The organism is Ottowia caeni (genome assembly GCF_050821495.1).
Classification (GTDB): domain Bacteria; phylum Pseudomonadota; class Gammaproteobacteria; order Burkholderiales; family Burkholderiaceae_C; genus Ottowia; species Ottowia caeni.
In genome coordinates this window covers 3,556,463-3,578,491 of record NZ_CP151080.1, presented here as the reverse complement: position 1 = coordinate 3,578,491, position 22,029 = coordinate 3,556,463, and the positions used below count along the sequence as shown (strand labels likewise).

The window sequence follows — 22,029 nt, the reverse complement described above, 5'->3', positions numbered from 1 at the left end:
TCGTTCAGGAGGTCAAATGTCCATCCAGGTGTCGCGATCAATGCCCGCGTTCTTGCGCGCCTCTCTAACGATGCGCATGATCTCTGGGCCCAGGGCTTTAGGACTCTTGCTAGCCTCGGCGAGGGGGCCGTGCTGCCAGCTTTCGGCCACTGAGTAGCCGTAGCCCCAGGCTTCGAACACCCGCCCACTGACCCCGCTGGCCTCACTGCTGGCCAGCCATGTGACAAGTGCCGCGATCCATTCCGGCTCTCTTCGCTCCAGCTGTTCGGGTGTCCATTGGACAAGCCCTTCGGTCATGCGCGTGGTGGCCCGCGGTGCGATGGCGTTCACGGTCACTCCGTAGCGCTGCAACTCCCGCGCGGCAACCAGAGAGAAGGCTGCAATGCCCGCCTTGGCGGCCGCATAGTTGGCCTGACCAATGTTGCAAAACAGCCCGGAGTGCGAGCTGGTGTTGATGACGCGCGCATCCACCTTTTTGCCTTCCTTGCTTTGCTGGCGCCAGTAGTTGGCAGCGTGGTGCGTAGGCGCAAATGTTCCCTTCAAGTGAACGTTGGTCACCGAATCCCATTCCTGCTCGGTCATGTTGACGAGCATGCGGTCACGCAGGATGCCAGCGTTGTTGATCAGGATATCGAGGCCCCCGAAATGACTCACGGCCGTGTCGATCAAGGATTTGGCGCCTTCCCAGGTGGCCACGTTGGAAGCGTTCGCCACTGCTTCGCCGCCAGCGCCGCGGATTTCCTCTACGACTTGCTGCGCGGGCGTATTGTCCTGACCTATACCGTCCGCGGTGGATCCCAGGTCATTGACAACCACCTTGGCGCCATGCTTTGCCAGCATCAGCGCGTGGGCTCGTCCGAGACCCCGACCCGCGCCGGTCACGATGGCGATTCGACCTTCACACAATTTCATTTTCAATCCTTCTTTCAATAGATTTGCACTCAGGCGTGAAGGCCGAGAATGGAGATCGCGGCAATGCCCTGAAACGGAACGCCGCCCAGGTTGTGCGTCAAACCCACGGAAGGTGAGGGCAGTTGTCGCTCTCCTGCTCTGCCGAGCAACTGCGTGTACACCTCATAGGCCATGCGAAGGCCTGTCGCGCCAATCGGATGGCCGAAGCACTTGAGGCCCCCGTCAACCTGGCAGGGGACACCTTCGCCGGTGCGGTCGTAGAAACCGCCCAGAACGTCGTCTACTGCCTGGCCTTCCGGGGAAATGAACAGGTCTTCCATGGTTACCAGTTCGGTGACAGAAAAGCAGTCGTGTACTTCGATCAGGTCCAGGTCGTTGCGCGGGTTCTCAATTCCGGCTTCCGCATAGGCCTTTCGGGCTGCCAGGCGGGTAGTGCGCACGCTGGCGCCGTCCCACTGGCTGGTGGACGATTCCACACCGGAACCGATGGCCAGTTGAATCGCCTTGACCGTCACCATGTCACGCTTGCCTAATGCTCGGGCGATTTCCGGCGTCGTCACGATGGCCGCTGCCGCGCCATCGCTCACCCCGCAACAATCGAACAGGCCGAGAGGCTCAGCGATCATCGGGGCGTTCAAAATTTGCTCCATGCTGACCCGCTTGCGGAGATGGGCCTTCGGGCTGAGCACGCCGTTTTCATGGCTCTTCCACGATATGTGGGCGAGCGCCTCTTTCAGGCGCTCAGGCGAAATACCGTGTTTGGCCCGGTAGCCTGCTGCCAGTTGGGCGAATCCCGCAGGTGCGGAGCCCAGGTTCAGCCACAAGTCATTCAAGGTGCCCTTGAACGGAGTGGGGAGGCCACCATATCCGGTGTCCTTCAGTTTTTCCGCGCCAATCGCCAGAGCGATATCGACCGCACCCGATGCCACCGCATATGTTGCGCTGCGCAGGGCTTCCGTTCCGGTGGCGCACATGTTTTCGACTCGACTGACGGGAATTCCATCCAGCCTGAGCGCCATGGAGGCTGGAATGGCGGAATTGCCGACATTGATCGAATCCATGCCTGACCCGTACCATGCCGCTTCAATTTGTCGGCGCTCGATCCCCGCATCGGCCAGGGCCTCGGTGAAGGCCTCCGCGAGCAAATCGGCTGTGCCTGCGTCCCAGCGCTCGCCAAAGCGCGAGCACCCCATGCCAAGTATGGCGACTTTGTCCTTGATGCCTGTAGCCATTTCCTAATTTCCAGTGGGTGCCAGTTAAGCCTTCGCAGGCGTGGCTTTCCAGAAGTAGCGCGGATACTGGCGCGCCTTGTCCATGTCCTTGATTCGGAATACCATATTCACTGGTGTGCCGACTTCGAGGCCTGCAGGCCCAACGTCGACGATCTCCATCATCAGCCGAGCCGAGTTTTCAAACTGCACGAAACCCACATACAGTGGCGGGGCGGGGTGATAAGAGAGCCAGTCCGCAGTGAATGTCATCACGTGCGCCTTGACATCTGCCAGCCCTACCTGATCGAACTGACTTGCCGGAGCGTTGCAGGCCGGGCTCACGCAAAACGGTAGCTGTGGAAACTGAACCGTACCGCAAGCACGACATTTGCCTGCCTGAAATTGAGCGATCTGATCGTTCGAGCGGTACTGCTCGGTCAGGGCGGTCTTCACAGGCCGCTCCGCGCGCATGCCCCAGTCCAGATCGATACCTCCTTCATTCGCCAGCAGGCGCAGGTAGGCATCCGTATTGAGTGCATCGGCGAGTGCGCCGCTGATGCCCCTGCGCGGGTTGATGCTGCCAATGGCGTCGGTCACGCGCAGCACGAGCGCATCGCATCCCTGTCCGAAGCCGACCAGCAGAATATGATCGCCTGCCTGGGCGCGCTCCAGCACATGGGCCAGCATCAGCAATGCGTGGGCGCTGCCGGCATAGCCGCAGCAAGCGGTCAGCGAATCAGCCTCGGCTTCGGCCGGGATGCCTGCGCTGCGTGCGACTGAAGCGGCGATGCCTTTGAAACTCGAAGGCAGGATGAAGTGCCGAATATCTTTGGCTGCCACGTCGGCTTGAGCCAGGGCCGCGGAAATGACGGGTGGCACCAGCTTCATGTAGCCTTCGTCGCGAATCCAGCGTTCCTCCCAGAAGTAGTCGTATCTTCCGTCTGCTGCCCGGAAATGGTCCACAAACATGGCGCTTCTGCTGGCCGAGCCGCGCAGTTCGGCGATAACCCCATCGGTTCCGAGTGTGAACGCTGCAGCACCCGCGCCATTGCCTATTTCCTGCACGCTGGCAGGTTTGCCACGCGGCCGATCACTGGCAATGAAAAGGGCGGGGCCCGAAGCCTCAGAGAGCGCTCCCAATAGTCCAGCGGTGCCGGCTCTTTGCGACTGGCCGATGTCCAGCGTCCGGATGTGGTCGGGCAAGCCTAACGCATTGGCAATGATGGCAGCGTTTTGAAGATCCGCAAAAGGGTGCGTGGTGGAGGCGAACACCAGTCGGGAGATGTCGCTCCGAGGGCGTTCGTTCAGCGCGTCCCTGGCGGCTTCCACCCCCATGGTGGCGCTGTCTTCGTCCCATCCACAGAAGGCGCGCTGCCCTTTTGCGAGAGCCTTGAGTGCCGGTGCCATCCATTGGTGTGCCGCAGCTATGGCGGACCGTTCCAGTCTCAAGCGGGGTACGTAGCCTCCGAAACCCGTGATGCCATAGGCTGTTGTCATTGGCACGCTCTGTCATCCTTCATGGCTTGATAATAGTATGCAACCATACCACAATCTTGTATGTGCAATGCATGATTCAGGGTAAACACTAGTACCACTTGATGTTTCATTGAATTTCAATGAATATGTTATGCATGCACACAATATATGCGAGGTAATTTGAAAATGGCGGGTTTGTACTTTGAACAGTTCGACGTAGGCCAGGTGTTTGTTCATGACATACGCCGAACGGTCACGGAAACTGACAATCTTCTGTTCAGCACCATGACGCACAACCCGGCTGCCATACATATCGATGCCGAATATGCGAAGACCACGGAATTCGGAAGACCGCTCATGAACAGTGCGTTCACCCTGGGGCTGATGGTCGGCATCTCGGTGGGAGACACGACGCTCGGCACCACAGTGGGAAACCTGGGGTGGGATGAGGTCAGATTTCCGCGCCCAGTTTTTGCGGGCGACACCCTGCACGTGCAAAGCAAGGTACTGGAAAAGCGCGAAAGCCGGTCGCGTCCGGACAACGGCATTGTGTTGTTCGAGCACACTGCATACAACCAGCGCGACGAACTGGTGGCATCCTGCCGGCGCAGTGCGCTGATGCACCGTCTGCCCAAGGAGAAGGCATGACCGGTCAGGCCAACTTACCTCTTCGGTCGCTCCTGTTCGTGCCCGGAGACAGCGAGCGCAAGCTGCTCAAAGGGGCAGATTCGCTGGCCGATGCATTGATCCTTGACCTGGAAGACGCGGTGGCTCCGTCACGCACGCACCTGGCCAGAGGCATGGTGGTCGACTATCTGAAATCCCGGCCGGATCGCACCAGGCAGAAACTCTGGGTTCGGATCAATCCTTTGGATACGTCGGCCGCGATGCTGGATCTGGCGGCTGTAGTTGCGGGCGCGCCGGACGGCATTTTGCTGCCCAAGGTCAATGGACCTGCCGATGTGACTCGCCTTTCACATTGTCTGGACGCGCTGGAAGTGCGAGAAGGCCTGAGTTCAGGCCAGACAAGCATCATGCCCGTCGCCACTGAAACGCCCCAGTCGTTGTTCGCGCTGGGCAGCTACGCAGGCTCCAGCACCCGCTTGCACGGATTGACCTGGGGTGCGGAAGACATCGCGGCAGCTTTGGGTGCGAGCGCCAATCGCCGGCCTACCGGTGAGTACGACACGGTGTACTCGCTGGCCAAGGCCTTGTGTCTTGCCGGAGCGGTGGCCGCCAATGTGCAGCCGGTCGACACCATCTGGGGAGACTACCGGGACAGCGATGGTCTGAAGAACGAGGCACAGCAATCGCGCCGTTCCGGCTACACAGGAAAAATTGCCATCCACCCTGGGCAGGTAGATGCCATCAATGAGGCATTCACGCCCGCGGCGGAGGAGGTCGCCTGGTCGCGGCGTGTGGTCGAGGCGTTTGCAGCCAACCCTGGCATTGGCACGGTGGGGATCGAGGGCAAGATGCTGGACATGCCGCACCTCAAGCAGGCGAGAAGAGTGCTCGAATTGGTCGAACGCGTAGGAAAAAATTAATGGCAGCGTTGCACGAGTGGGCGCTAAGGCAACCCGATAAGACGGCCATTCGAATGGCCGATGGCAGTGGAGAATTAAGCTATCGCGAGCTTGATGAGCGTGGCAACCGGGCGGCGCAATGGCTGATCTCGTTGGGCCTGCAGCCGGGCGACACGATCGGGCTTTTGCTTGAAAATCATCTGCGGACTTTCGAGCTGTGGTGGGGCGCGCGTAGAGCGGGGCTGTATTACGTGCCTATCAGCACGCATTTGAAGGCTGCGGAAGTTGCCTACATGTTGCGTGACTGCGGGGCGGCTGCCCTGTTGGCCAGTGGCGCCACCGCTGTGCTCGCAACTGAAGCGGTGAGTTTGTTGGGGCCTGCGGAACTACCGCATCGTTACCTGGTGCACGGAGGGGCGCCAGGGTTTGCTTCATATTCAAGCGCCATGGAAGAGTTCTCAGAGGTGAGGTCGCTTCCGGATCGCCCTATGGGCCGGGAGTTCATGTACTCATCCGGGACCACCGGTTTCCCGAAAGGGATACGGCGGGCCCTTGCACCTTTTGATCAGCGCCACAAACTGCCGCCGCTTGAGCGGCGACTGCGTGCCATCTTCCGTTTTGACTCGCGGACCGTCTACCTATCCACCTCTCCGCTGTATCACGCGCTGGGAAGGTTCAACATCCGCACCATCGAGTGCGGTGGCACCTGCGTCATCATGGGGAAGTTCGATGCACTCCTGGCGCTTCAGACAATTGAACGCGATCAAGTGACGCACTCGCATTGGGTGCCGACGATGCTCGTCCGAATGCTGGCGTTGCCGGCGGATGTAAGGCAGGCCCATGACGTTTCCAGTATGCAGTGTGCCATTCACGCGACTGCGCCCTGCCCGGTTCATGTCAAACGCGCCATGATCGAGTGGTGGGGGCCTGTTGTTGAAGAATATTACGGCGGGTCCGAGAATGTAGGCGTGACATACATCGACTCCCGCGATTGGCTGACTCACCCAGGTTCTGTGGGAAGGCCTATTTGCGGCACCGTTCACATCGTCTCGGAAGACAACCCGGATGTCGAGATTCCCCCAGGTGAGATCGGGTTGGTGTACTTCGATGGCGGCGTAGCCTTTGAATACCACAATGATCAAGGCAAGACCCGGCAGGCCTTCAATGGTCGTGGCTGGGGAACTTACGGAGATCTCGGGCACGTGGACCAAGAGGGGTTTCTGTATCTCAGTGACAGACGCACCGATCTCATTATTTCGGGGGGCGTGAACATCTATCCCCGCGAGGTGGAAAATGTTCTCGCGACCCACCCGGCCGTGGCTGATTCGGCCGTGATTGGGGTGCCGAATGAGGAGTACGGTCAGGAAGTCAAGGCCGTGGTTCAGCTCAAGACTGGGGTCGATGGCACACCAGAGCTGGCCGAGCAGTTGACGGCTTTATGCCGCGCGAACCTGTCTCGCATCAAATGCCCGCGCAGCATTGAGTTCATGGCGGAGTTGCCGCGGAATGAAAATGGCAAGTTGCTCAAGCGGGTGCTTCGGGAGATGCTTAAGTAAATGCAGGAGCCGGGCTCGTATTCGGGCAGACAGAACACCAAGTTGCCCGCATTGTTCGCCAGCCCTTCCAGCATAGACAGGGACCTTATTATCCGCAACAGACACCAAAGACTTAGCGCCTGGATCTAGCTTGACTGCGCAAATACCGCCCACCAAACATCAGCAACATCAGTGCCATAGCGCACTGCGCCCATTCGGTCAGGGTGGGGACCGCCGTGACAACTGGAGTCGCTGGCTCCTCAATGCAGACATTAAGAAGTGCCCCAAAACCAGGGGGCGTGCTCTGGGCAATCGTGACGCTGGAAACCAGGCTCGGAGCATTGCCGAAGCTGACAATCCCATTGCCACCGTCGTCTCCTCCCGAAGCGTTTCCGATGACATCGGTTCCTGACAAGGAAAGCGTCCCGGCGGGGGTCGGAGGCGTTGTCGTGTTGTCCAAGTCAGCAGCCTGCACGGCATACGGACTTCCGTTCAACGCAAAGGACACGACCTCCCCCGGATTAATGTTGCCCAGCCTTACCTTGATGTTCGCTCCGGCTACCGGGGGGCTTATGTTGAAGTTGCAAGTGGAGTTGGAAATGACGGCCCAATCCGAGATGCCATAACGCGGCCCATCAGCTTGAATGCAGCCAGTTCCATTTTCTGTGATGGTCAACGATCCATACGTTCCCGCTTGGCTGAAGCACTGCTGTGCCGCATGAGCGCCGCCAGCGAAATACCCGAAAAGAAGCGCCGTAGCGAGAACGCCAGAATTCCTCATTTTCTCCCCCTTCAATGAATTTTCTAAACTCATCAATTATGCGGAGTTCGTGTGCTCAGTCAAACCCGGGTAGTGCCTCCAATGCCTTGGGTGCATGCGTGACAAGTCGGGTACGAAGTACCCGGTAGGAGGAGGGCACGTGTTCTCGTGAATTGCTCCAGGGCCTCATGAAGTTCATGGAGTTCGGTTTTTCCTGAACATATGGCACGGAAATTCTGCTTTTATCGATTTCCATCGAGACGCACATTTGAGTTCCTACCCGATCACTTATCAGGAAACGGAGCTCAATCATGCGCAGCTATTCTCTCAACAGCCCCGAAGCCGCGTCACGCATCGTTGCGCTCGTGCTCATCTCCGATGGGCACGTCTGCCGTACGGAAGTCGATGCCCTGCAGCAACTTCAGCTCGAACATGAGTTTGGAATGGCGTCAGGCTCGTTCGCAAAGGTGGTACACACGCTGTGCGAGGATCTGCTGATGGGGGCCTACGGCGGCGGCCTGATGATGTGCAGCGTGGACGAGGCCATCCTGGCATCGTTCTTGGCCGAAGTGGATGAGCCAGGACTGCAGGCCAAGGTGCTGCGAATGGCCACCGCTGCGGCGGAAGCCGACAAGCATTTGGCCGATGCCGAAGCCCTGGTGATGGCGGCCGCGCGTAAGCACTGGCGCATCAGCGATGTCGCTCAGTTGGCTCGCGCCTAGGCGTGGCTTTTTCAGCCGGGCCGGGCGAAGGCTTGCCCGGCGCCGGATCAGGCGTCCTTGCGGACTGCTGCGGCCGCCATCACTTTTTGCACCAGGGGGTGGTGTTGACCACGGCTCGACCGGATGGCGTGGATCTCCTCCTTCACGCCATCGCTGCTGCCTAACAGGCGCAGACCGCGCATCAGGCCGATGTCGCCGGCGCCCATCCGACTGACTGGAAATACGCCCAGCCCACGAGCGGCGAATACGGCCAGCAGTGCGCTGTCCTCGAATTCCCCGACGATGCGGGGCCGCAGGCCCTGCGTCTCGAACCAGTGCTCCAGCGTTGTTCGCAGTGCCGAGTGCCCGGTTGGCATCAGCACGGGCAACTCGCTCAGACTTTGCGGAAACCGGTCGCGCTCGGTCTTGCCGACCAGGTGAGTCGGACCGTACCAATCGACGGACGCATGCACCAAGCGCTCGCTAGACAGGCGCAGGTTGGGGTTGCGGGGCGGCGCTTGGCCCGCCAGCACCAGATCCAGATGATGCAACGCCAGTTCCCCAAGCAGCTGTTCAAATTCTCCCTCATGGCAGACTAGGTGCAGGTTGGGGGTGGCCAGCACCGGCTCTAGCAAAGCATGGGCCGCGAGTTTCGAGATGCCATCGGAGAAGCCTACTGCCAAGCGCGCCACCTTACCGCTGGCCGCTTCACGCACCTCGTGGGGGATGCCCTGGCCCAGCTGAAATATTTCTTCCGCGCGCGTGAACGCGGCCTGGCCCGCCTCTGTGAGTGCCACGCCGCGCCCCGAAGGCTTGAGCAACTGATGGCCCAGCGACTTTTCCAGCTCTCGCACCTGCGCGCTGATGGTTTGCACCGCCATGTCCAGCCGCTCGGCCGCTCGGGCAAAGCCGCCTTCCTTGGTGACGACCCAGAAGTAATGAAGGTGGCGGAAGTTCAGCATGCTCGCTCCGGTTCGGAAAATCCGAATCTTAGATGCGGAGAACTCTGGTTTGTTCTGATGATGTTTAACCCCACAATCCGACAGGTCCCCTCACAACTCAATCATCCGATGATGTTCTACGTCCTGAGCTGGTTTGTCGTCTTCGTGCTTCTGGCACTGTGGTTCCTGGCTGCCTGGGCACTGCATGCCGTGGTGACATGGACCGTAGCCAACGCGGGGGCGCTTTCCGGTGCCGTCCTGGACTCCGGAGCACTCGCCCTACCGGAGTGGCTGGCACCCTGGGTGCCGCCTGAGCTTGTGCAGGTTATCGCCCAACTGATAGCGGGTCTTGGGCCTGTGGTCGATACGGTGCTGCAGGCCGCACCGGCGCTTGCCGGCGTGCTCACGGTAGCGACCTGGGGCATCTGGGGTATTGGAAGCGTGTTGCTGATCCTGCTGGGGGTGGGTATGCACCTGCTCCTTGGGTTTTGGCTTGGCCGGGGTCGTGACTCAGGTGCTCTGCCGCCGAATCAGCCAGTCTCCTGATGGGCGCCACGCGCTCGCCCTTGCGCTCTCTTAACTACACACTCTGTTCATGAATCTGCTTATGTTTTTCGGCGGCCTGATCCTCTTGGTGATCGGCGCCAACACGTTAGTGCGCGGCGCGTCCAAGCTGGCGATGTCTTTTGGCATCAGTCCGCTCGTCGTCGGTCTCACCATCGTGGCGTTTGGTACCAGCGCGCCCGAACTCGCGGTGAGTGTCGGTGCCGTGCTCGACGGCAACACCGACATCGCCGTTGGCAACGTGGTCGGTAGCAATGTGCTCAACGTGCTATTCATCTTGGGTATCAGTGCTTTGATCGCACCGCTGGTAGTCAATATCCAGTTAATCCGGCAAGAGGTTCCGATCATGCTGGGCGCCAGCCTGTTGCTGCTGGCTCTCTCGCTGGACGGCCAGTTGTCTTTCCTTGACGGCGGATTCCTTTTCGTCTTGATGCTGGCCTACACCGCATTTCTCCTCGTGCGGTCGCGCAGCGAGACGCAGGCTGCGAAAGACGAATTTTCCGGGGAGTTTCAACCTGCGCAGCCCAGTGCCTGGGATGGGCACTGGGCTGCGCAGATTGGATTGATCGCTGCTGGATTGGTGGCCCTTGTTTACGGCTCGGACTACCTCGTGCAGGCCTCGGTGAGTTTTGCCAAGGCCATGGGTGTGAGTGACATCGTTATCGGCCTCACGGTCGTGGCCGCCGGCACCAGCATGCCCGAGGTGGCCACCAGCATCACAGCAGCCTTTAAGGGCGAACGCGACATCGCTGTGGGCAATGTCGTCGGCAGCAACACCTTCAACATCCTGGGGTGTCTGGGTCTGTCTGGTCTGGTGTCGGGTGATCTCGGCCTGACAATTGCACCATCGATTCTGGCATTCGATATCTGGGTCATGCTGGCGGTGGCACTTGCTTGCCTGCCGGTCTTCCTGACCGGCCGCGAGATCGCGCGCTGGGAAGGAGGCCTTTTCCTGGGTTACTACATCGCTTACGTGACCTACCTGATCCTGTTGGCACAGCAGCACGACGCGTTGCAGGCTTTCTCTGGTGTGATGCTGGGCTTCGTCGTACCACTCACTGTGGTGACCTTGGTGGTGGTGATGATCCGCCGTCCGCCAATAGCCAGCGGATCTCAGACCTAATCGGTCGTTCACTGATGCTGGAGCATGAGTGGTCGTCAATCACTTTGACAACGGTTAGCTTCTGCACACGCACGACCCCTGGCAACCTGCGGGTGCCTGACCTGTCGAACGCATGTGTCTGTCAGTGCCATGTTTGCCCCCCTGTGATGCCCTGTGAGACAACAAAAAACCCGCAATGCCAGGAAACGTGCGGGTTTTGAGAGGGTGTGAGGCTGTGTGAGAGCCTGATGTGGCCTGCCCGGAGGGAGTCGAACCCCCGACCCACGGCTTAGAAGGCCGTTGCTCTATCCAACTGAGCTACGGGCAGGTACATGAAAACTGGATAGCCCGACCGAGGGGCTGAAAAGACGAAAGAGCCATGCTTGCGCCTCTCGCGCCTTCTGTTCTAACGGGTGCTGGGTGCCACGCTTGTTGCCAAGATTCGTTAGGTCAAGGAGTGTACCGCACCATGACGAGCAAAAAGCTGGGCGGTAGTAATCGCAGGAGATGGTCAGGGCCGTGTGAACCTAGAAGATGTCAATTAAGTTGCAAATACATGACGAGGTGGAAGGTGGGGGCTATATCGGCTAGGATTGCCCTGTTAGCTCAGGGTAAACACCCGTGCCAGCAGTCTTTTCGTAACGACGGTAGCTGAAGTGCAAGAGCGAGCCGCCGGAGGTGAAGACTTGTTTGACATGTACTTAGCTCAGGAGGAGTGGCCCGTTCACGACCTCCACTCTTAGAAATTACATCATGCGCGCAATCAAAGAAGCCCGTAAATACATCGAGCGCAAGCCCGACGATTCCAATGCCAAGACGCTGTCTCGGTTGGTGTTGGCGTTGGAGTCAGAAGCGCAATTTCCGATTACCGACCTGTACCTACTGGACTTCGACAAGTTCAAGCTGGCGCTGGAGATTCTCGACGAATGGCGGTTGGATCGGCACTATGCCAGCAAGGCCCGTTTGTTCGATGTGTCCTTGCAGATGGCCGCGCTGAAGTCCGATGAATCCGCTACGAGGGGTAAATCCAAGGGGGAGGGCGAAGCCAAGACTGCCTGAGTGATAGAGTCAGCTTGGAGGCTGTTTGCTCCGAGCGTGTTTACTATCTCGTCGCGAGGCTTCTTGTGTCTGTTCCGCACCGCATGCAGCCACAGCTTTTCGAGCGTCGTGCAACTGACAGAACAGCCCTCGCGCAGAGATTTCGAACAGGCTCTCAGAATTCCATTGCGGTGGTAGTCATGTCAAGCATGAGCCGGTTCAAAGGGCTCAACCTCCTTGGCGATGGCTTGTGCGGTGCTGATTTCTGCAGTTCGCAGGTCGTACATGCTTTGTAGATAGAGCCACGATTGAGCATCGCCGCCGAAGCAGCGGGTAAGCCGTAGCGCCGTATCCGCAGTGACGCCACGGCGCTCAAGAACAATGTCATTGACACGAGATGCCGGGACATGCAGCAGCTTAGCTAGTGTCCTGGGTTGTAAGTTCGTTGAAGAACAAAATCTGCCGAAATCGGCGCCAGGCAAGGAGCAAAACGCAGTGATACCGAGTGGTATCGCGAGGCTTTGTGACGCAGCATGGGGGCGATTGTCGGTGGATTTGTTCAACGAATTTGCAATTCAGGACACTAGGGCATTGGAGCTCAGGTTGAGAGGCTTCATGTAGTCCTCGCGCAGAACCTCACCGGGGTGAACTGGACGCATTCCGCTCTTGAACATGTGTAAGTCCTTTCAGTGGTAATCGACGATTTCAACATTCGCCGGGCCTTGATCTGTCCAAATGAAGCAAACGCGCCATTGGGCGTTGACGCGAATGCTGTGCTGACCTTTACGGCCCCCCTGGAGATCTTCCCGGGTCTTGCAGAAAACTAACGAATAGATTCACTGCGCACCCAAAGCAGCCACCACGATCGCCGTTGAAGGCAGCTTGATCGGGTGGATTGCACCCTCTTAGAGTCAGCGCCAGAAACGAAAATGCCGACAGTCACCTAAATGACTGCCGGCACTACGATTTATGGTCGGAGCGGCGGGATTCGAACTCGCGACCCTCTGCTCCCAAAGCAGATGCGCTACCAGGCTGCGCTACGCTCCGACTAAACCGTGATTCTACATCGAAGTTTGGGTGTTTCTGAGGGAGAGAGAAAAAGATTCAATGTTTTTGATGCTGCGTCTTCCCAAACAGCACTTCCTTCTCGGCATCCGTGTGTGGGGTTTTGCGCAGGTCCGCCAAAACTTGTACGCCACGCTGCACGGCAGGGCGCTCGCCAATGCGGTCGAACCAGGCCTTTAGGGTGGGGAAGTCCGCCCAGTCAATGCCCTGGTTCTGCCAGGACCGCAGCCACGGAAAAATCGCGATGTCGGCAATGGTGTACTCGTTTCCGGCGATGTAGTCGTGCGACTGGAGTTGGCGATCCATGACGCCATAGAGGCGACGGGCTTCGTTGGTGTAGCGGTCGATAGCGTAAGGAACTTTCTCCGGCGCGTAGACGCGAAAGTGATGCGCCTGGCCCAGCATGGGGCCGACTCCGCCCATCTGGAACATCAGCCACTGCAATACGTCGTATCTGCCCCGAACGCTGGCGGGCATGAAGCGCCCTGTCTTTTCTGCCAGGTACAGCAAGATGGCGCCTGACTCGAAGACCGAGATCGGCTCGCCGTCTGGGCCTTCGGGGTCGATGATGGCGGGGATCTTGTTGTTGGGGCTGATTTTGAGGAAGTCAGGCTGGAACTGATCGCCTTTGCCGATGTTGATCGGCAGCGCTCGGTAGGGCAGGCCACACTCCTCCAGCATGATGTGAACTTTGTGGCCGTTGGGGGTGGGCCAAGTGTAGACGTCGATCACGGGCAAAGCTCCTGAAAATGATGGGGTACAACCTGGACAGGGTTGGAATTTACACGCAGGAGCAGCTGGTTGATACGGAGTGAACCCGAAGTAAGCGCTCTTAGCGAGCCAACTCCAGCTTTGCCAGTGCATTGCGGTGCACTTCGTCCGGGCCATCGGCAAAGCGAAGTGTGCGCTGGTAGGCATAGGCATAGGCCAGTGGCGTATCTCCGCTGATGCCGGCAGCGCCGTGTGCCTGCATGGCCCAGTCGATAATCTGGAGAGACATGTTCGGGGCCACGATTTTGATCATGGCGATCTCGGCTTGGGCTACCTTGTTGCCTACGGTGTCCATCATGTAGGCGGCTTTGAGTGTCAGCAGGCGCGCCTGTTCAATCATGCAGCGCGCTTCGGCAATGCGCTCCTCCAGACGCCTTGCGTGGAGAGCGGCTTGCCAAAAGCGACGCGCTCGTTCAGGCGTTTGCACATCAACTCAAGTGCTCGTTCGGCAACGCCAATAGAGCGCATGCAATGATGAATGCGCCCTGGGCCAAGGCGTCCTTGGGCAATGGAAAAGCCCTGACCCTCGCCAACCAGCAGGTTGCCTACGGGCACCCGTACGTCCTTTAGCTCGACTTCCATATGGCCGTGGGGTGCGTCGTCGTAGCCGAAGATGGTGAGCGGCCGGATGACATTGACGCCCGGGGTGTTGGCGGGCACCAGAATCATGGATTGCTGTGCGTGGCGAGCAGCATCGGGGTCGGTCTTACCCATGACGATCAGGATTGCGCAGCGCGGGTCTCCTACGCCGGAAGACCACCACTTGCGACCATTGATCACATATTCGTCACCCTCGCGACGCATGGTGCATTCAATGTTCGTGGCGTCCGATGACGCAACGGCCGGCTCGGTCATCAGAAAAGCCGAACGTATTTCACCGCGCAGCAACGGTTCAAGCCATTGGTCCTTGTTTGCTTCGGAGCCGTAGCGCTCCAGGGTTTCCATGTTGCCCGTGTCGGGAGCCGAGCAATTGAAAACTTCCGGCGCCCAAGGCACTCGGCCCATGATCTCGCACAGAGGCGCATATTCGAGGTTCGACAGGCCCTGGGGAGCGCGCTCGGATCTGGGGAGGAAAAGGTTCCACAACCCGGCAGCGCGGGCCTTGGGTTTCAGCTCTTCGATGATTCTGGTGGGTATCCAGGCGTTGCCATTGGCGCGGTTGGCAGCAATCTCCTGCAGGTAGACGCTCTCATTGGGGTAGATGTGCTCGTCCATGAACGCCAGCAGCTTCGCCTGCATTTCCTTGACCTTGGCGGAATATTCGAAATTCATGGTGTCATCCTTGTGAGAGTTAGAAGAAACGGACGCCGGCGCGCGTGCGGTTGAGGAGGCTGTCGGCGACTTGAAAGCCCGGTGGGTAGACTCTGAGTACGTATTCACGATCTCAGATCGCGAAGCGTACCTAGGCCTGCTGAGCGAACTGCCACGCCAGCTCGGCCATAGGGCGTGCGCCAGCGCCGTTGATGCGCGCTTGCTCGCTTGACGCAGTGCCTGCCTCTACACGCTTGGCAATGCCTTGCAAAATGGCTGCAATGCGGAACATGTTGTAGGCGAGGTAGAAGTTCCAGTCGGGGGTGAGGGCCTCTGGGGTCGTGAAACCGGTGCGTTCGCAGTAAAGGCGAATGTACTCCTGCTCCGTGGGAATGCCCAGGGATTGCAGGTCGACCCCGCCGATGCCTCGGAATGTGCCGGGCGGAATGTGCCATGACATGCAGTTGTAGGCAAAATCTGCCAGCGGGTGACCCAGGGTCGACAGTTCCCAGTCGAGAACTGCCAGCACGCGTGGCTCTGTCGGGTGGAACATGAGGTTGTCCATCCGGTAGTCCCCGTGCACGATGCTCACCAGACTGTCGCCTTGGGCGCTTGCCGGGATATTTGCAGGCAGCCATTCGAGGAGGCGATCCATCGCGGGGATCGGCTGCGTGATCGAAGCCTGGTACTGCTTGCTCCAGCGGCTGATCTGGCGTTCAAAGTAATTGCCGGGTTTGCCGTAGCTGGCCAGGCCGCGCTCTGCAAACTTCACGGTGTGCAGGGCCGCGATGACACGGTTCATCTCGTCATAGATGCCGGCTCTCTCTGAAGGGCTCATGCCCGGAAGAGTCTGGTCCCAAAGGACGCGGCCGGCTACAAACTCCATGATGTAGAACGCTCTTCCGATCACGGATTCGTCTTCGCACAGTGCGTACATTCTGGCCACGGGGACATCGGTACCGTGCAGCCCGCGCATGACGGCGAATTCCCGCTCAATGGCGTGGGCTGAAGGCAGCAGCTTTGAAACAGGCCCGGGTTTGGACCGCATTACATAGGTTTGCCCTGGCGTGATCAGCTTGTAGGTCGGGTTAGACTGCCCGCCATGGAACATCTCCACGCTGAGAGGGCCTGTGAAGCCCTCGAGATTCTGCATGAGCCAACTGGACAGGGCTCCGACATCGAAGGTGTGGGTCTGCGAGACTGGATTGGTGCTCGGGGGTGCGCTTGGGGTGCTCATGCGGTGCGGTCCTGGTGAAGTCAGCCGGTGATTGAATCAAAACGCGAAGGCGCTGTCTCGATGGCCGGAAGTGCCTCGCCGAACGAATTGCCGCATTCAACCCGAACCTCAGAAGAATGAGGAAGGTTTCGGCAGCACGTTAGGCTTCGGTCTCGGCAATTCGTCGCAGGGCATGCCGGTCGCACACTACAAGTCCTGCTGGCTCGATGCGGATGGCCCCCTCGCGCTCCATGGTCTTGAGTTCCTGGTTTACTCGTTGGCGAGATGCGCCGAGCAACTGCGCCAACTCTTCCTGTGCCAACTGCAAAGTGATGCGCACCTCGTCGCTGTCCGTCTCTTGTGCACCATAGCTGCGCGCAAGAAACCCCAGTTGCTTGGCCAGGCGTGCACGCAGCGGCAGAGAATTGAGATCTTCGACCTGCCCGAACAGAAGCCGAATTCGGCGTGCATGCAGCTTCAAGAGCGCTTCGTAGAGCTCGGGGTGCTGATCGAGAATTCTCAGGAAGTCTGATCGCGCTACACCCACAATGGTCGTCAGCCCGTGGGCATAGGCATCGTGCGTGCGCCGATCCCCATCGATGATGGCCACGTCGCCGAACCAGATGCCCGGCTCCACATAGGTCAGGGTAATCTGCTTGCCCGTGAGGGTTGTCGAGCTGATGCGTACGGCGCCCTTGGCGCATGCGATCCATTCTTCGGGTGCTTCTCCGCGGGCGGTGATCAGTTCGCCATCGGAATAGCGTTTGACTTGGGCGCATCTCAGAATGTCGTGCCGCAGCGAAGGTGAGAGTGAGGAAAACCAGCGACCATTGTTGATCGCCTCGCGTTCCTCCATGGTAAGTATGGGATCGTCCATTGGCTGTCTTATGGGTGACTGCGGCCAAACCTTGGTGCGTACACCGTGCCGGGTTCGGCCCGGCATTTGCCTGCACTGGCACGCCACCCTCGCTTTCGTTGCAGTTCGCAGCAGGGCGGCATGCTTCGGCTGCTCATTCGTATTTCGGCTTTTGCTTGGCCAGGAAAGCGGCGATGCCGATCCCCGCGTTGGCATGGTGTAGGTTTTTTACGAAGTGATCGCGCTCCTGGGCCAGATGCTCGGGCAATGTGTGTCCTGGAGCGTCGTTGACCAGTTCCTTCGCGCTGGCCAGTGCATTGGGTGCCCGAACGTTGAGTTTTTCAGCCAAAGCCAGTGCGGTGGATAAGGCCTCGCCCGCATCGGACAAGCGGTTCACCACCCCTAGCGCGTGCAAGCGTTGTGCGTCGATGCGCTCGCCGCACATGAGCAGCTCAGTCACCAGCTGACGCGGCAGCGCGGCGCTGAGACTCCAGCTGGCTCCACCATCAGGCGAGAGCGCGATGTTGCTATACGCCATGACAAAGACGGCGTTGTTAGCGGCTACGATCATGTCGCAAGCCAGAGCCAACGAGAAACCGGCTCCGGCAGCAGGGCCTTCCACGGCGGCGATCACAGGTTTTGGAAAGGCGCGAATCGCCTCGATCCAGGTGTGCAGGCCTTCAATGCTGCGGGCCTGATATTCCGGAGGTTGTTGCCGGTTGGCTTGCAGGCGCTGAAGGTTACCCCCTGCGCTGAAGGTGTTGCCCTCGCCGACGATGATGACGCTGCGAACGTCGGCGTTGGACTCAGCCACGCTGAGGGCCTCGACTCCGGCAGCGTACATTTCTGGGCCGAGGGCATTGCGATGCTCGGGGTTGCTGATGGTCAGCACCATCGTTCGGCCTTCGGCCGTGCTGCGCAGTTCGGAGGTCATGGGTTACTTCTTCGCGAGGGCTAAACGGAAAAATCTAGACGCCGGGGCCGTGGGCCCGCGGCTAAGAGTGGGGTCAAGCCTCCTCGTGCTTTAGCGACAGGCCGATGGCGCCACGTCGGCGCAGCCAGGGGCTGGGGCGGTAGCGCGTGTCTCCGTACACGGTCTGCATGTTGAACAATACTTCCAGTACGTTCGCCGGACCGAAGGTATCACCCATGGCGAGTGGGCCCAGGGGGTATCCGAGGCCAAGGGTCACCGCTGTTTCCAGATCCTGCGGGCTGCACACGCGCTGCTGGCACATGTCGCTGGCGATGTTGACAATGGTGCCCACGACGCGCTGGGTAACGAAGCCGCCAGAATCGCGGATGACGCTGACAGGTTTCCCGTCTCGCGCGAACAGGGCATGTGCGGCGTCGCGCATGTCTGTACGGGTGGCAGGGTTGGTGGCGAGTACGCGCCTCTTGGTCGCCTTGTCGTCGATCAGCATGTCGATGCCGACCGTACGGGCAGGGTCGAGCCGCTCGACCACTGCGACGGTGGTGATGTCGAAGCCAAGCGGGGCTACGATCGTCAACGCCTCTGGTGACGGAGACTGACCGGTTTCAATCTTGGCGCCGAGGTCCTTGAGCAACTGCAGCAATTCGGCACGGCGTGCTGCGCGCGTGGAAACCCACACGGGTGGTAGGTCGCTCACTTGAGGTACCGGTGGTTCCGCAGCTACTTGTGCCACGCCATTGACATAGGCGTAAAAACCCTCGCCTACCTTCTTGCCCACCACGCCGCCGGCCAGTCGCTGGGCGGTAATGACGCTTGGACGGTAGCGAGGCTCGTCGTAGTACTGGCGGTAAATGGACTCCATGACCGGGTGCGAGACATCGAGTGCGGTGAGGTCAAAAAGCTCGAAGGGGCCGAGTTTGAAGCCGACCTGGTCTTTCAGGATGCGGTCGATGGTGGCGAAATCCGCCACACCCTCGCTCACGATGCGCAGCGCTTCCGTGCCATACCCGCGCCCCGCGTGGTTGACGATGAAGCCCGGGGTGTCTCCTGCTTGTACCGGCGTGTGGCCCATCTGACGCGCATACTCGGACAAGGCTGTGCAGGTTTCAGCGCTCGTTTTGAGGCCCGAGATCACCTCAACCACCTTCATCAGCGGTACGGGGTTGAAGAAGTGGAAGCCGGCGAACTGCTCTGGGCGCTTGAGGCTTGCCGCGATGGCTGTAACCGACAGCGAAGACGTATTGGTGGCCAGAACTGCACTCGGTTTGACGATACCTTCGAGCTCTGCGAACAGGGTTTTCTTGACGTCCAGCCTCTCGACAATGGCTTCCACGACGAGGTCGCACTCGGCCAGGTCAGCCAGGGTGCCGGCTGGTTTCAGGCGGTCCTTTTGAGCGGCGGCGGCTTCAGGGGTCAGCCGGCCTTTTTCTACCAGCTTGTCCCATTGGATGCCAAGGGCCTGCCGGGCCTTTTCTATGGCGTCGGGCTGGGTGTCATAGAGCAGGACGGTCGAGCCGGCCTGGGCGGCGATTTGTGCGATACCGCGGCCCATAGCCCCGGTGCCAACGATGCCAACTGTGGAGAAGCGAGAGGTGTTCATGGCCGGAGATTATCGCGGAGTGCGCGCAGGGTGGCCGCACCCGCGCGATATTTTTGAGGGCCCAGCACAGCTGGGCCGTCGATAACGGCGCTATCTCCTGACTTGCAATGCCCCCGGATTCACGATATTGGTGGGGGTGCCGCGCAGAAAATTCGCCACGTTGTCGAAGGCCGCGCTGAAGTATTGCTGGTAGCTGTCTTGCTCCACATAACCTATGTGCGGTGTGCAAATGCAGTTTTCCAGGCGCAGCAGTGCATGCCCTTGCAGGATCGGCTCGGTCTCGAAGACGTCCACAGCGGCCATTCCGGGGTTGCCTCGGTTGAGCGCGCTGACCAGAGCATCGGGTGCGATGAGTTCAGCGCGTGAGGTGTTCACCAGCAGCGCGGTGGGTTTCATCAGCCCGAGATCCTCCAGCCGCACGATGCCGCGCGTCACTTCGTTCAGGCGAAGGTGCAGGGACAAGACGTCGGATTCAGAAAAACTCGGCTTGGGAGTTGGCGGCATGGTAGCCCTCAGCCACGGCGCGACTACGTGAGGCCTCGGAGCCCCACACCACCACCCGCATGCCAAAAGCGCGGCCGTAGCCCGCAACCAGTTGGCCGATTTTTCCGTAGCCCCAGATGCCCAGCGTCTTGCCTCGCAGTACCTGCCCGACGCCAAAATTTGGTGGCATGGAGGCTGCCTTGAGCCCTGACTGCTGCCAGGCGCCGTGTTTGAGGTTTCCAATATAGTGCGGCAGCCGCCGCATGGCGGTCATGATGAGCGCCCATGTCAACTCCGCTGGCGCGATGGGAGAGCCCACGCCTTCGGCCACCGCAATGCCGTGCTCGGTACAGGCGTTGACGTCGATGTGACTGCCCACGCGACCTGTCTGGGCGATCATTTTGAGCCTAGGCAGCTTTTCGATGAGTGGGCGGGTTATATGCGTGCGCTCCCGAATGAGCACGATCACGTCTGCGTCGCGTAGCCGAACGGACAATTGGCCTAAACCTTTTACGGTGTTGGTATAGACCTTGGCCGGCCACGTTTCCAGCTTGGTCGCGCATGGCAGTTTGCGCACTGCATCCTGATAGTCGTCGAGGATCACGATGTTCATCCCCACATTGTGCCTGCCTCTTGAAAGTCAGGTTGAATGTTGCTTGCGTTTTAACCTGGATCCAGATCCAGGATTAAGCCCTCAGGGCATGGGAGCGGGAGAGTTCTTCCGAGGCCATGCGATCCAGTTCGGCACAGACGTCTGCCAGACGACCCGACATGCGTAGCCGGCCAGCGGTGCCCGGTGCCTGCCCGGCTTCTACCAGCCGCAGTACGCGCAGAGGCTGTGTTTGTGGGCCAGGATAAGGCTCCGCCGCAGGTGTGGAGGCGCCGGCGGATTCGACAAGGCGCAAGGCCGCGCGCCGCCGCGCGGACATGCCCCAGGATTCACCCGCAGGAGCAGACTGAGGCTGCGATACCTTGGGCCGGCGCTGGAAGCTGGGTATGTTAAGCACCGGCACCAACGAGGCGGAGCTGTAGGAGGCCGCATTCCAGGAGGCGCTGAAACCTTCGGTGCCTGGAAATTTGAAGACATTCGATCCCATGTGAAACCCTTTTGATGAAGAGAGGTTGAACACAGGCAGGATTGCGTACGAGGCTTTGTACCTCTTGGGTGCGCCGCCGCAGGGTGTGGAAAGCCTGGCCCCACGCTAAGTGGAGCCAAAAAACCTTCTGCACGCCCGCCACCTGCCGGCGGCGCGAGGCAGCTACATGAGCATGCTGTTTCGGATCAGGCCGACAGCCAAGCCTTCAATTTCGAAGGGCTCTCCCGGTGCGACCACAATGGTCGGATAGTCCGGATTCTCGGCGTGCAGCTCGATCTGGGAGTGATGGCGGTGAAAGCGTTTGACGGTGACGTCGTCCCCCAGGCGGGCCACAACGATCTGGCCGTTGCGGGCCTCACGGGTGGATTGCACGGCCAGAAGATCGCCGTCCATGATGCCAGCATCGCGCATGGACATGCCGCGCACGCGCAGGAGGTAATCGGGCTTCTGGGCGAAAAGGCCCGCCTCGAGGTGGTAGGTCTGGTCGACGTGCTCTTGGGCCAAGATAGGCGAGCCGGCTGCGACGCGGCCTACGAGGGGCAGCGCCAATTGGCTTAACCCGGGCAGTGCCATTTGCTGCAATGCCGAAGTCTGGCGGGCACTGCCCTTGAGCCGGATCCCCCGAGATGTGCCGCTGACTAGCTCGATAACGCCCTTGCGAGCCAAGGCCTGAAGATGCTCTTCCGCCGCGTTGGCGGACTTGAAGCCCAGCTCGGATGCGATCTCGGCACGGGTAGGGGGGCGCCGGTGCGCGCAATGGCGTTTTGAACCAACTGCAGGATCTGCTGCTGGCGAGCGGTGAGCTTTGGGCTATCGGTCATCGTAAGGGTCCTCCGGCTGCCGTGGGTTCAAGGGGCTGGAAGGCGCCGATGAGTGTTGCACGGGCAGAACAACGAAACTCAAACTGAAAATAAAAACCTGTGTTGATATCCAGTAACTGTATTTTTATTCAGTTTTTACGCGGACGCAAGTGTTCCCTGTTGTTTCAAGGGG

The 22,029-nt window shown here is 59.7% G+C and carries 19 protein-coding genes, 2 tRNA genes and 5 pseudogenes; 7 read left to right on the top strand and 19 right to left on the bottom strand.

Annotated features, from left to right (window positions below):
* Positions 1–12: 12 nt before the first annotated feature.
* Genes AAAK34_RS16875 through AAAK34_RS16865 form a run of 3 tightly spaced genes read right to left on the bottom strand, consistent with a single transcriptional unit; the run spans position 13 to position 3,620 of the window.
* The gene (locus AAAK34_RS16875) at positions 13–912 is read right to left on the bottom strand and encodes an SDR family oxidoreductase (RefSeq protein ID WP_231694195.1); all 900 of its coding nucleotides are present in this window, start codon (positions 910–912) and stop codon (positions 13–15) included.
* 29 nt (positions 913–941) lie between these two features.
* Positions 942–2,144, bottom strand: a complete 1,203-nt coding sequence (locus tag AAAK34_RS16870; RefSeq protein WP_231694196.1) for an acetyl-CoA acetyltransferase — start codon at positions 2,142–2,144, stop codon at positions 942–944.
* A gap of 24 nt (positions 2,145–2,168) precedes the next feature.
* Positions 2,169–3,620, bottom strand: coding sequence for a hydroxymethylglutaryl-CoA synthase family protein (locus AAAK34_RS16865; RefSeq protein ID WP_431778034.1), 1,452 nt, complete (start codon positions 3,618–3,620; stop codon positions 2,169–2,171).
* Between the two features lie 147 nt (positions 3,621–3,767).
* Between AAAK34_RS16865 and AAAK34_RS16860 the strand changes: the two genes are divergently transcribed.
* The 3 genes from AAAK34_RS16860 to AAAK34_RS16850 are packed head-to-tail and all read left to right on the top strand — an operon-like array spanning position 3,768 to position 6,681.
* Positions 3,768–4,247, top strand: a complete 480-nt coding sequence (locus AAAK34_RS16860) for a MaoC family dehydratase (RefSeq protein ID WP_431777494.1) — start codon at positions 3,768–3,770, stop codon at positions 4,245–4,247.
* A complete protein-coding gene (locus AAAK34_RS16855; protein WP_231694199.1) occupies positions 4,244–5,146 on the top strand; it encodes an HpcH/HpaI aldolase/citrate lyase family protein in 903 nt (300 codons plus the stop codon). Before AAAK34_RS16860 ends, AAAK34_RS16855 begins: the two co-directional genes overlap by 4 nt.
* Positions 5,146–6,681, top strand: a complete 1,536-nt coding sequence (locus AAAK34_RS16850; RefSeq protein ID WP_231694200.1) for an AMP-binding protein — start codon at positions 5,146–5,148, stop codon at positions 6,679–6,681. Before AAAK34_RS16855 ends, AAAK34_RS16850 begins: the two co-directional genes overlap by 1 nt.
* 112 nt (positions 6,682–6,793) lie before the next feature.
* Here the strand turns inward: AAAK34_RS16850 and AAAK34_RS16845 are convergent, their stop codons facing one another.
* Positions 6,794–7,441 (bottom strand): hypothetical protein, encoded by a 648-nt coding sequence (locus AAAK34_RS16845; protein WP_431777493.1) that lies wholly within the window; start codon positions 7,439–7,441, stop codon positions 6,794–6,796.
* A 290-nt stretch (positions 7,442–7,731) separates the two neighbouring features.
* Here AAAK34_RS16845 and AAAK34_RS16840 point away from each other — a divergent pair, with 290 nt between their 5' ends.
* The gene (locus AAAK34_RS16840) at positions 7,732–8,142 is read left to right on the top strand and encodes a TerB family tellurite resistance protein (protein WP_231694202.1); all 411 of its coding nucleotides are present in this window, start codon (positions 7,732–7,734) and stop codon (positions 8,140–8,142) included.
* Positions 8,143–8,189: 47 nt separating this feature from the next.
* On the opposite strand, the gene AAAK34_RS16835 is transcribed toward AAAK34_RS16840, so the two are convergent.
* The gene (locus AAAK34_RS16835; protein WP_231694203.1) at positions 8,190–9,083 is read right to left on the bottom strand and encodes a LysR family transcriptional regulator; all 894 of its coding nucleotides are present in this window, start codon (positions 9,081–9,083) and stop codon (positions 8,190–8,192) included.
* Positions 9,084–9,191: 108 nt separating this feature from the next.
* Between AAAK34_RS16835 and AAAK34_RS16830 the strand changes: the two genes are divergently transcribed.
* Both AAAK34_RS16830 and AAAK34_RS16825 read left to right on the top strand, forming a co-directional pair.
* Positions 9,192–9,608, top strand: a complete 417-nt coding sequence (locus AAAK34_RS16830) for a hypothetical protein (RefSeq protein WP_231694204.1) — start codon at positions 9,192–9,194, stop codon at positions 9,606–9,608.
* 49 nt (positions 9,609–9,657) lie between these two features.
* Positions 9,658–10,749 carry a calcium/sodium antiporter gene (locus AAAK34_RS16825; RefSeq protein ID WP_231694205.1) on the top strand — a complete coding sequence of 364 codons (1,092 nt, stop codon included), beginning with the start codon at positions 9,658–9,660 and terminating at the stop codon, positions 10,747–10,749.
* 230 nt (positions 10,750–10,979) lie between these two features.
* On the opposite strand, the gene AAAK34_RS16820 is transcribed toward AAAK34_RS16825, so the two are convergent.
* Positions 10,980–11,056, bottom strand: a tRNA-Arg gene (locus tag AAAK34_RS16820).
* Positions 11,057–11,481: 425 nt separating this feature from the next.
* Between AAAK34_RS16820 and AAAK34_RS16815 the strand changes: the two genes are divergently transcribed.
* Positions 11,482–11,787 carry a hypothetical protein gene (locus AAAK34_RS16815; protein ID WP_231694206.1) on the top strand — a complete coding sequence of 102 codons (306 nt, stop codon included), beginning with the start codon at positions 11,482–11,484 and terminating at the stop codon, positions 11,785–11,787.
* A gap of 182 nt (positions 11,788–11,969) precedes the next feature.
* On the opposite strand, the gene AAAK34_RS16810 is transcribed toward AAAK34_RS16815, so the two are convergent.
* The 13 genes and pseudogenes from AAAK34_RS16810 to lexA form a co-directional block, all read right to left on the bottom strand.
* The gene (locus AAAK34_RS16810; protein WP_231694510.1) at positions 11,970–12,248 is read right to left on the bottom strand and encodes a HigA family addiction module antitoxin; all 279 of its coding nucleotides are present in this window, start codon (positions 12,246–12,248) and stop codon (positions 11,970–11,972) included.
* Between the two features lie 105 nt (positions 12,249–12,353).
* Positions 12,354–12,440 (bottom strand): annotated as a pseudogene (locus AAAK34_RS16805) (HigA family addiction module antitoxin); the annotation flags it as partial.
* Between the two features lie 12 nt (positions 12,441–12,452).
* Positions 12,453–12,572, bottom strand: a pseudogene (locus AAAK34_RS16800) (type II toxin-antitoxin system RelE/ParE family toxin); the annotation flags it as partial.
* Between the two features lie 164 nt (positions 12,573–12,736).
* A tRNA-Pro gene (locus AAAK34_RS16795) sits at positions 12,737–12,813 on the bottom strand.
* 57 nt (positions 12,814–12,870) lie between these two features.
* On the bottom strand, positions 12,871–13,563 hold the full coding sequence (locus tag AAAK34_RS16790) for a glutathione binding-like protein (RefSeq protein WP_231694207.1): 693 nt from the start codon (positions 13,561–13,563) through the stop codon (positions 12,871–12,873).
* Between the two features lie 100 nt (positions 13,564–13,663).
* Positions 13,664–14,817: pseudogene (locus tag AAAK34_RS16785) on the bottom strand (acyl-CoA dehydrogenase family protein).
* A gap of 187 nt (positions 14,818–15,004) precedes the next feature.
* Positions 15,005–16,090 (bottom strand): phosphotransferase, encoded by a 1,086-nt coding sequence (locus AAAK34_RS16780; RefSeq protein ID WP_231694209.1) that lies wholly within the window; start codon positions 16,088–16,090, stop codon positions 15,005–15,007.
* Positions 16,091–16,229: 139 nt separating this feature from the next.
* Complete coding sequence (locus AAAK34_RS16775) at positions 16,230–16,946, bottom strand: Crp/Fnr family transcriptional regulator (protein ID WP_231694210.1); 717 nt, start codon at positions 16,944–16,946, stop codon at positions 16,230–16,232.
* Positions 16,947–17,079: 133 nt separating this feature from the next.
* Entirely contained in the window at positions 17,080–17,859 is a 780-nt protein-coding gene (locus tag AAAK34_RS16770; RefSeq protein ID WP_231694211.1) for an oxepin-CoA hydrolase, alternative type, read from the bottom strand.
* 73 nt (positions 17,860–17,932) lie between these two features.
* Positions 17,933–19,456 carry a 3-hydroxyacyl-CoA dehydrogenase gene (locus AAAK34_RS16765; RefSeq protein WP_231694212.1) on the bottom strand — a complete coding sequence of 508 codons (1,524 nt, stop codon included), beginning with the start codon at positions 19,454–19,456 and terminating at the stop codon, positions 17,933–17,935.
* 90 nt (positions 19,457–19,546) lie between these two features.
* Positions 19,547–20,552: pseudogene (locus AAAK34_RS16760) on the bottom strand (D-2-hydroxyacid dehydrogenase family protein).
* Positions 20,553–20,625: 73 nt separating this feature from the next.
* Positions 20,626–21,036 carry a hypothetical protein gene (locus tag AAAK34_RS16755; RefSeq protein WP_231694214.1) on the bottom strand — a complete coding sequence of 137 codons (411 nt, stop codon included), beginning with the start codon at positions 21,034–21,036 and terminating at the stop codon, positions 20,626–20,628.
* Between the two features lie 162 nt (positions 21,037–21,198).
* Positions 21,199–21,857: pseudogene (gene lexA / locus AAAK34_RS16750) on the bottom strand (transcriptional repressor LexA).
* Between the last annotated feature and the right edge of the window lie 172 nt (positions 21,858–22,029).

Excerpts from the sequence above, each read along its gene's own strand:
- AAAK34_RS16875 (WP_231694195.1), bottom strand. The coding sequence starts at position 912 with ATGAAATTGTGTGAAGGTCGAATCGCCATCGTGACCGGCGCGGGTCGG.
- AAAK34_RS16870 (WP_231694196.1), bottom strand. The coding sequence starts at position 2,144 with ATGGCTACAGGCATCAAGGACAAAGTCGCCATACTTGGCATGGGGTGC.
- AAAK34_RS16865 (WP_431778034.1), bottom strand. The coding sequence starts at position 3,620 with ATGACAACAGCCTATGGCATCACGGGTTTCGGAGGCTACGTACCCCGC.
- AAAK34_RS16860 (WP_431777494.1), top strand. The coding sequence starts at position 3,768 with ATGCGAGGTAATTTGAAAATGGCGGGTTTGTACTTTGAACAGTTCGAC.
- AAAK34_RS16855 (WP_231694199.1), top strand. The coding sequence starts at position 4,244 with ATGACCGGTCAGGCCAACTTACCTCTTCGGTCGCTCCTGTTCGTGCCC.
- AAAK34_RS16850 (WP_231694200.1), top strand. The coding sequence starts at position 5,146 with ATGGCAGCGTTGCACGAGTGGGCGCTAAGGCAACCCGATAAGACGGCC.
- AAAK34_RS16845 (WP_431777493.1), bottom strand. The coding sequence starts at position 7,441 with ATGAGGAATTCTGGCGTTCTCGCTACGGCGCTTCTTTTCGGGTATTTC.
- AAAK34_RS16840 (WP_231694202.1), top strand. The coding sequence starts at position 7,732 with ATGCGCAGCTATTCTCTCAACAGCCCCGAAGCCGCGTCACGCATCGTT.
- AAAK34_RS16835 (WP_231694203.1), bottom strand. The coding sequence starts at position 9,083 with ATGCTGAACTTCCGCCACCTTCATTACTTCTGGGTCGTCACCAAGGAA.
- AAAK34_RS16830 (WP_231694204.1), top strand. The coding sequence starts at position 9,192 with ATGATGTTCTACGTCCTGAGCTGGTTTGTCGTCTTCGTGCTTCTGGCA.
- AAAK34_RS16825 (WP_231694205.1), top strand. The coding sequence starts at position 9,658 with ATGAATCTGCTTATGTTTTTCGGCGGCCTGATCCTCTTGGTGATCGGC.
- AAAK34_RS16815 (WP_231694206.1), top strand. The coding sequence starts at position 11,482 with ATGCGCGCAATCAAAGAAGCCCGTAAATACATCGAGCGCAAGCCCGAC.
- AAAK34_RS16780 (WP_231694209.1), bottom strand. The coding sequence starts at position 16,090 with ATGAGCACCCCAAGCGCACCCCCGAGCACCAATCCAGTCTCGCAGACC.
- AAAK34_RS16775 (WP_231694210.1), bottom strand. The coding sequence starts at position 16,946 with ATGGACGATCCCATACTTACCATGGAGGAACGCGAGGCGATCAACAAT.
- AAAK34_RS16770 (WP_231694211.1), bottom strand. The coding sequence starts at position 17,859 with ATGACCTCCGAACTGCGCAGCACGGCCGAAGGCCGAACGATGGTGCTG.
- AAAK34_RS16765 (WP_231694212.1), bottom strand. The coding sequence starts at position 19,456 with ATGAACACCTCTCGCTTCTCCACAGTTGGCATCGTTGGCACCGGGGCT.
- AAAK34_RS16755 (WP_231694214.1), bottom strand. The coding sequence starts at position 21,036 with ATGGGATCGAATGTCTTCAAATTTCCAGGCACCGAAGGTTTCAGCGCC.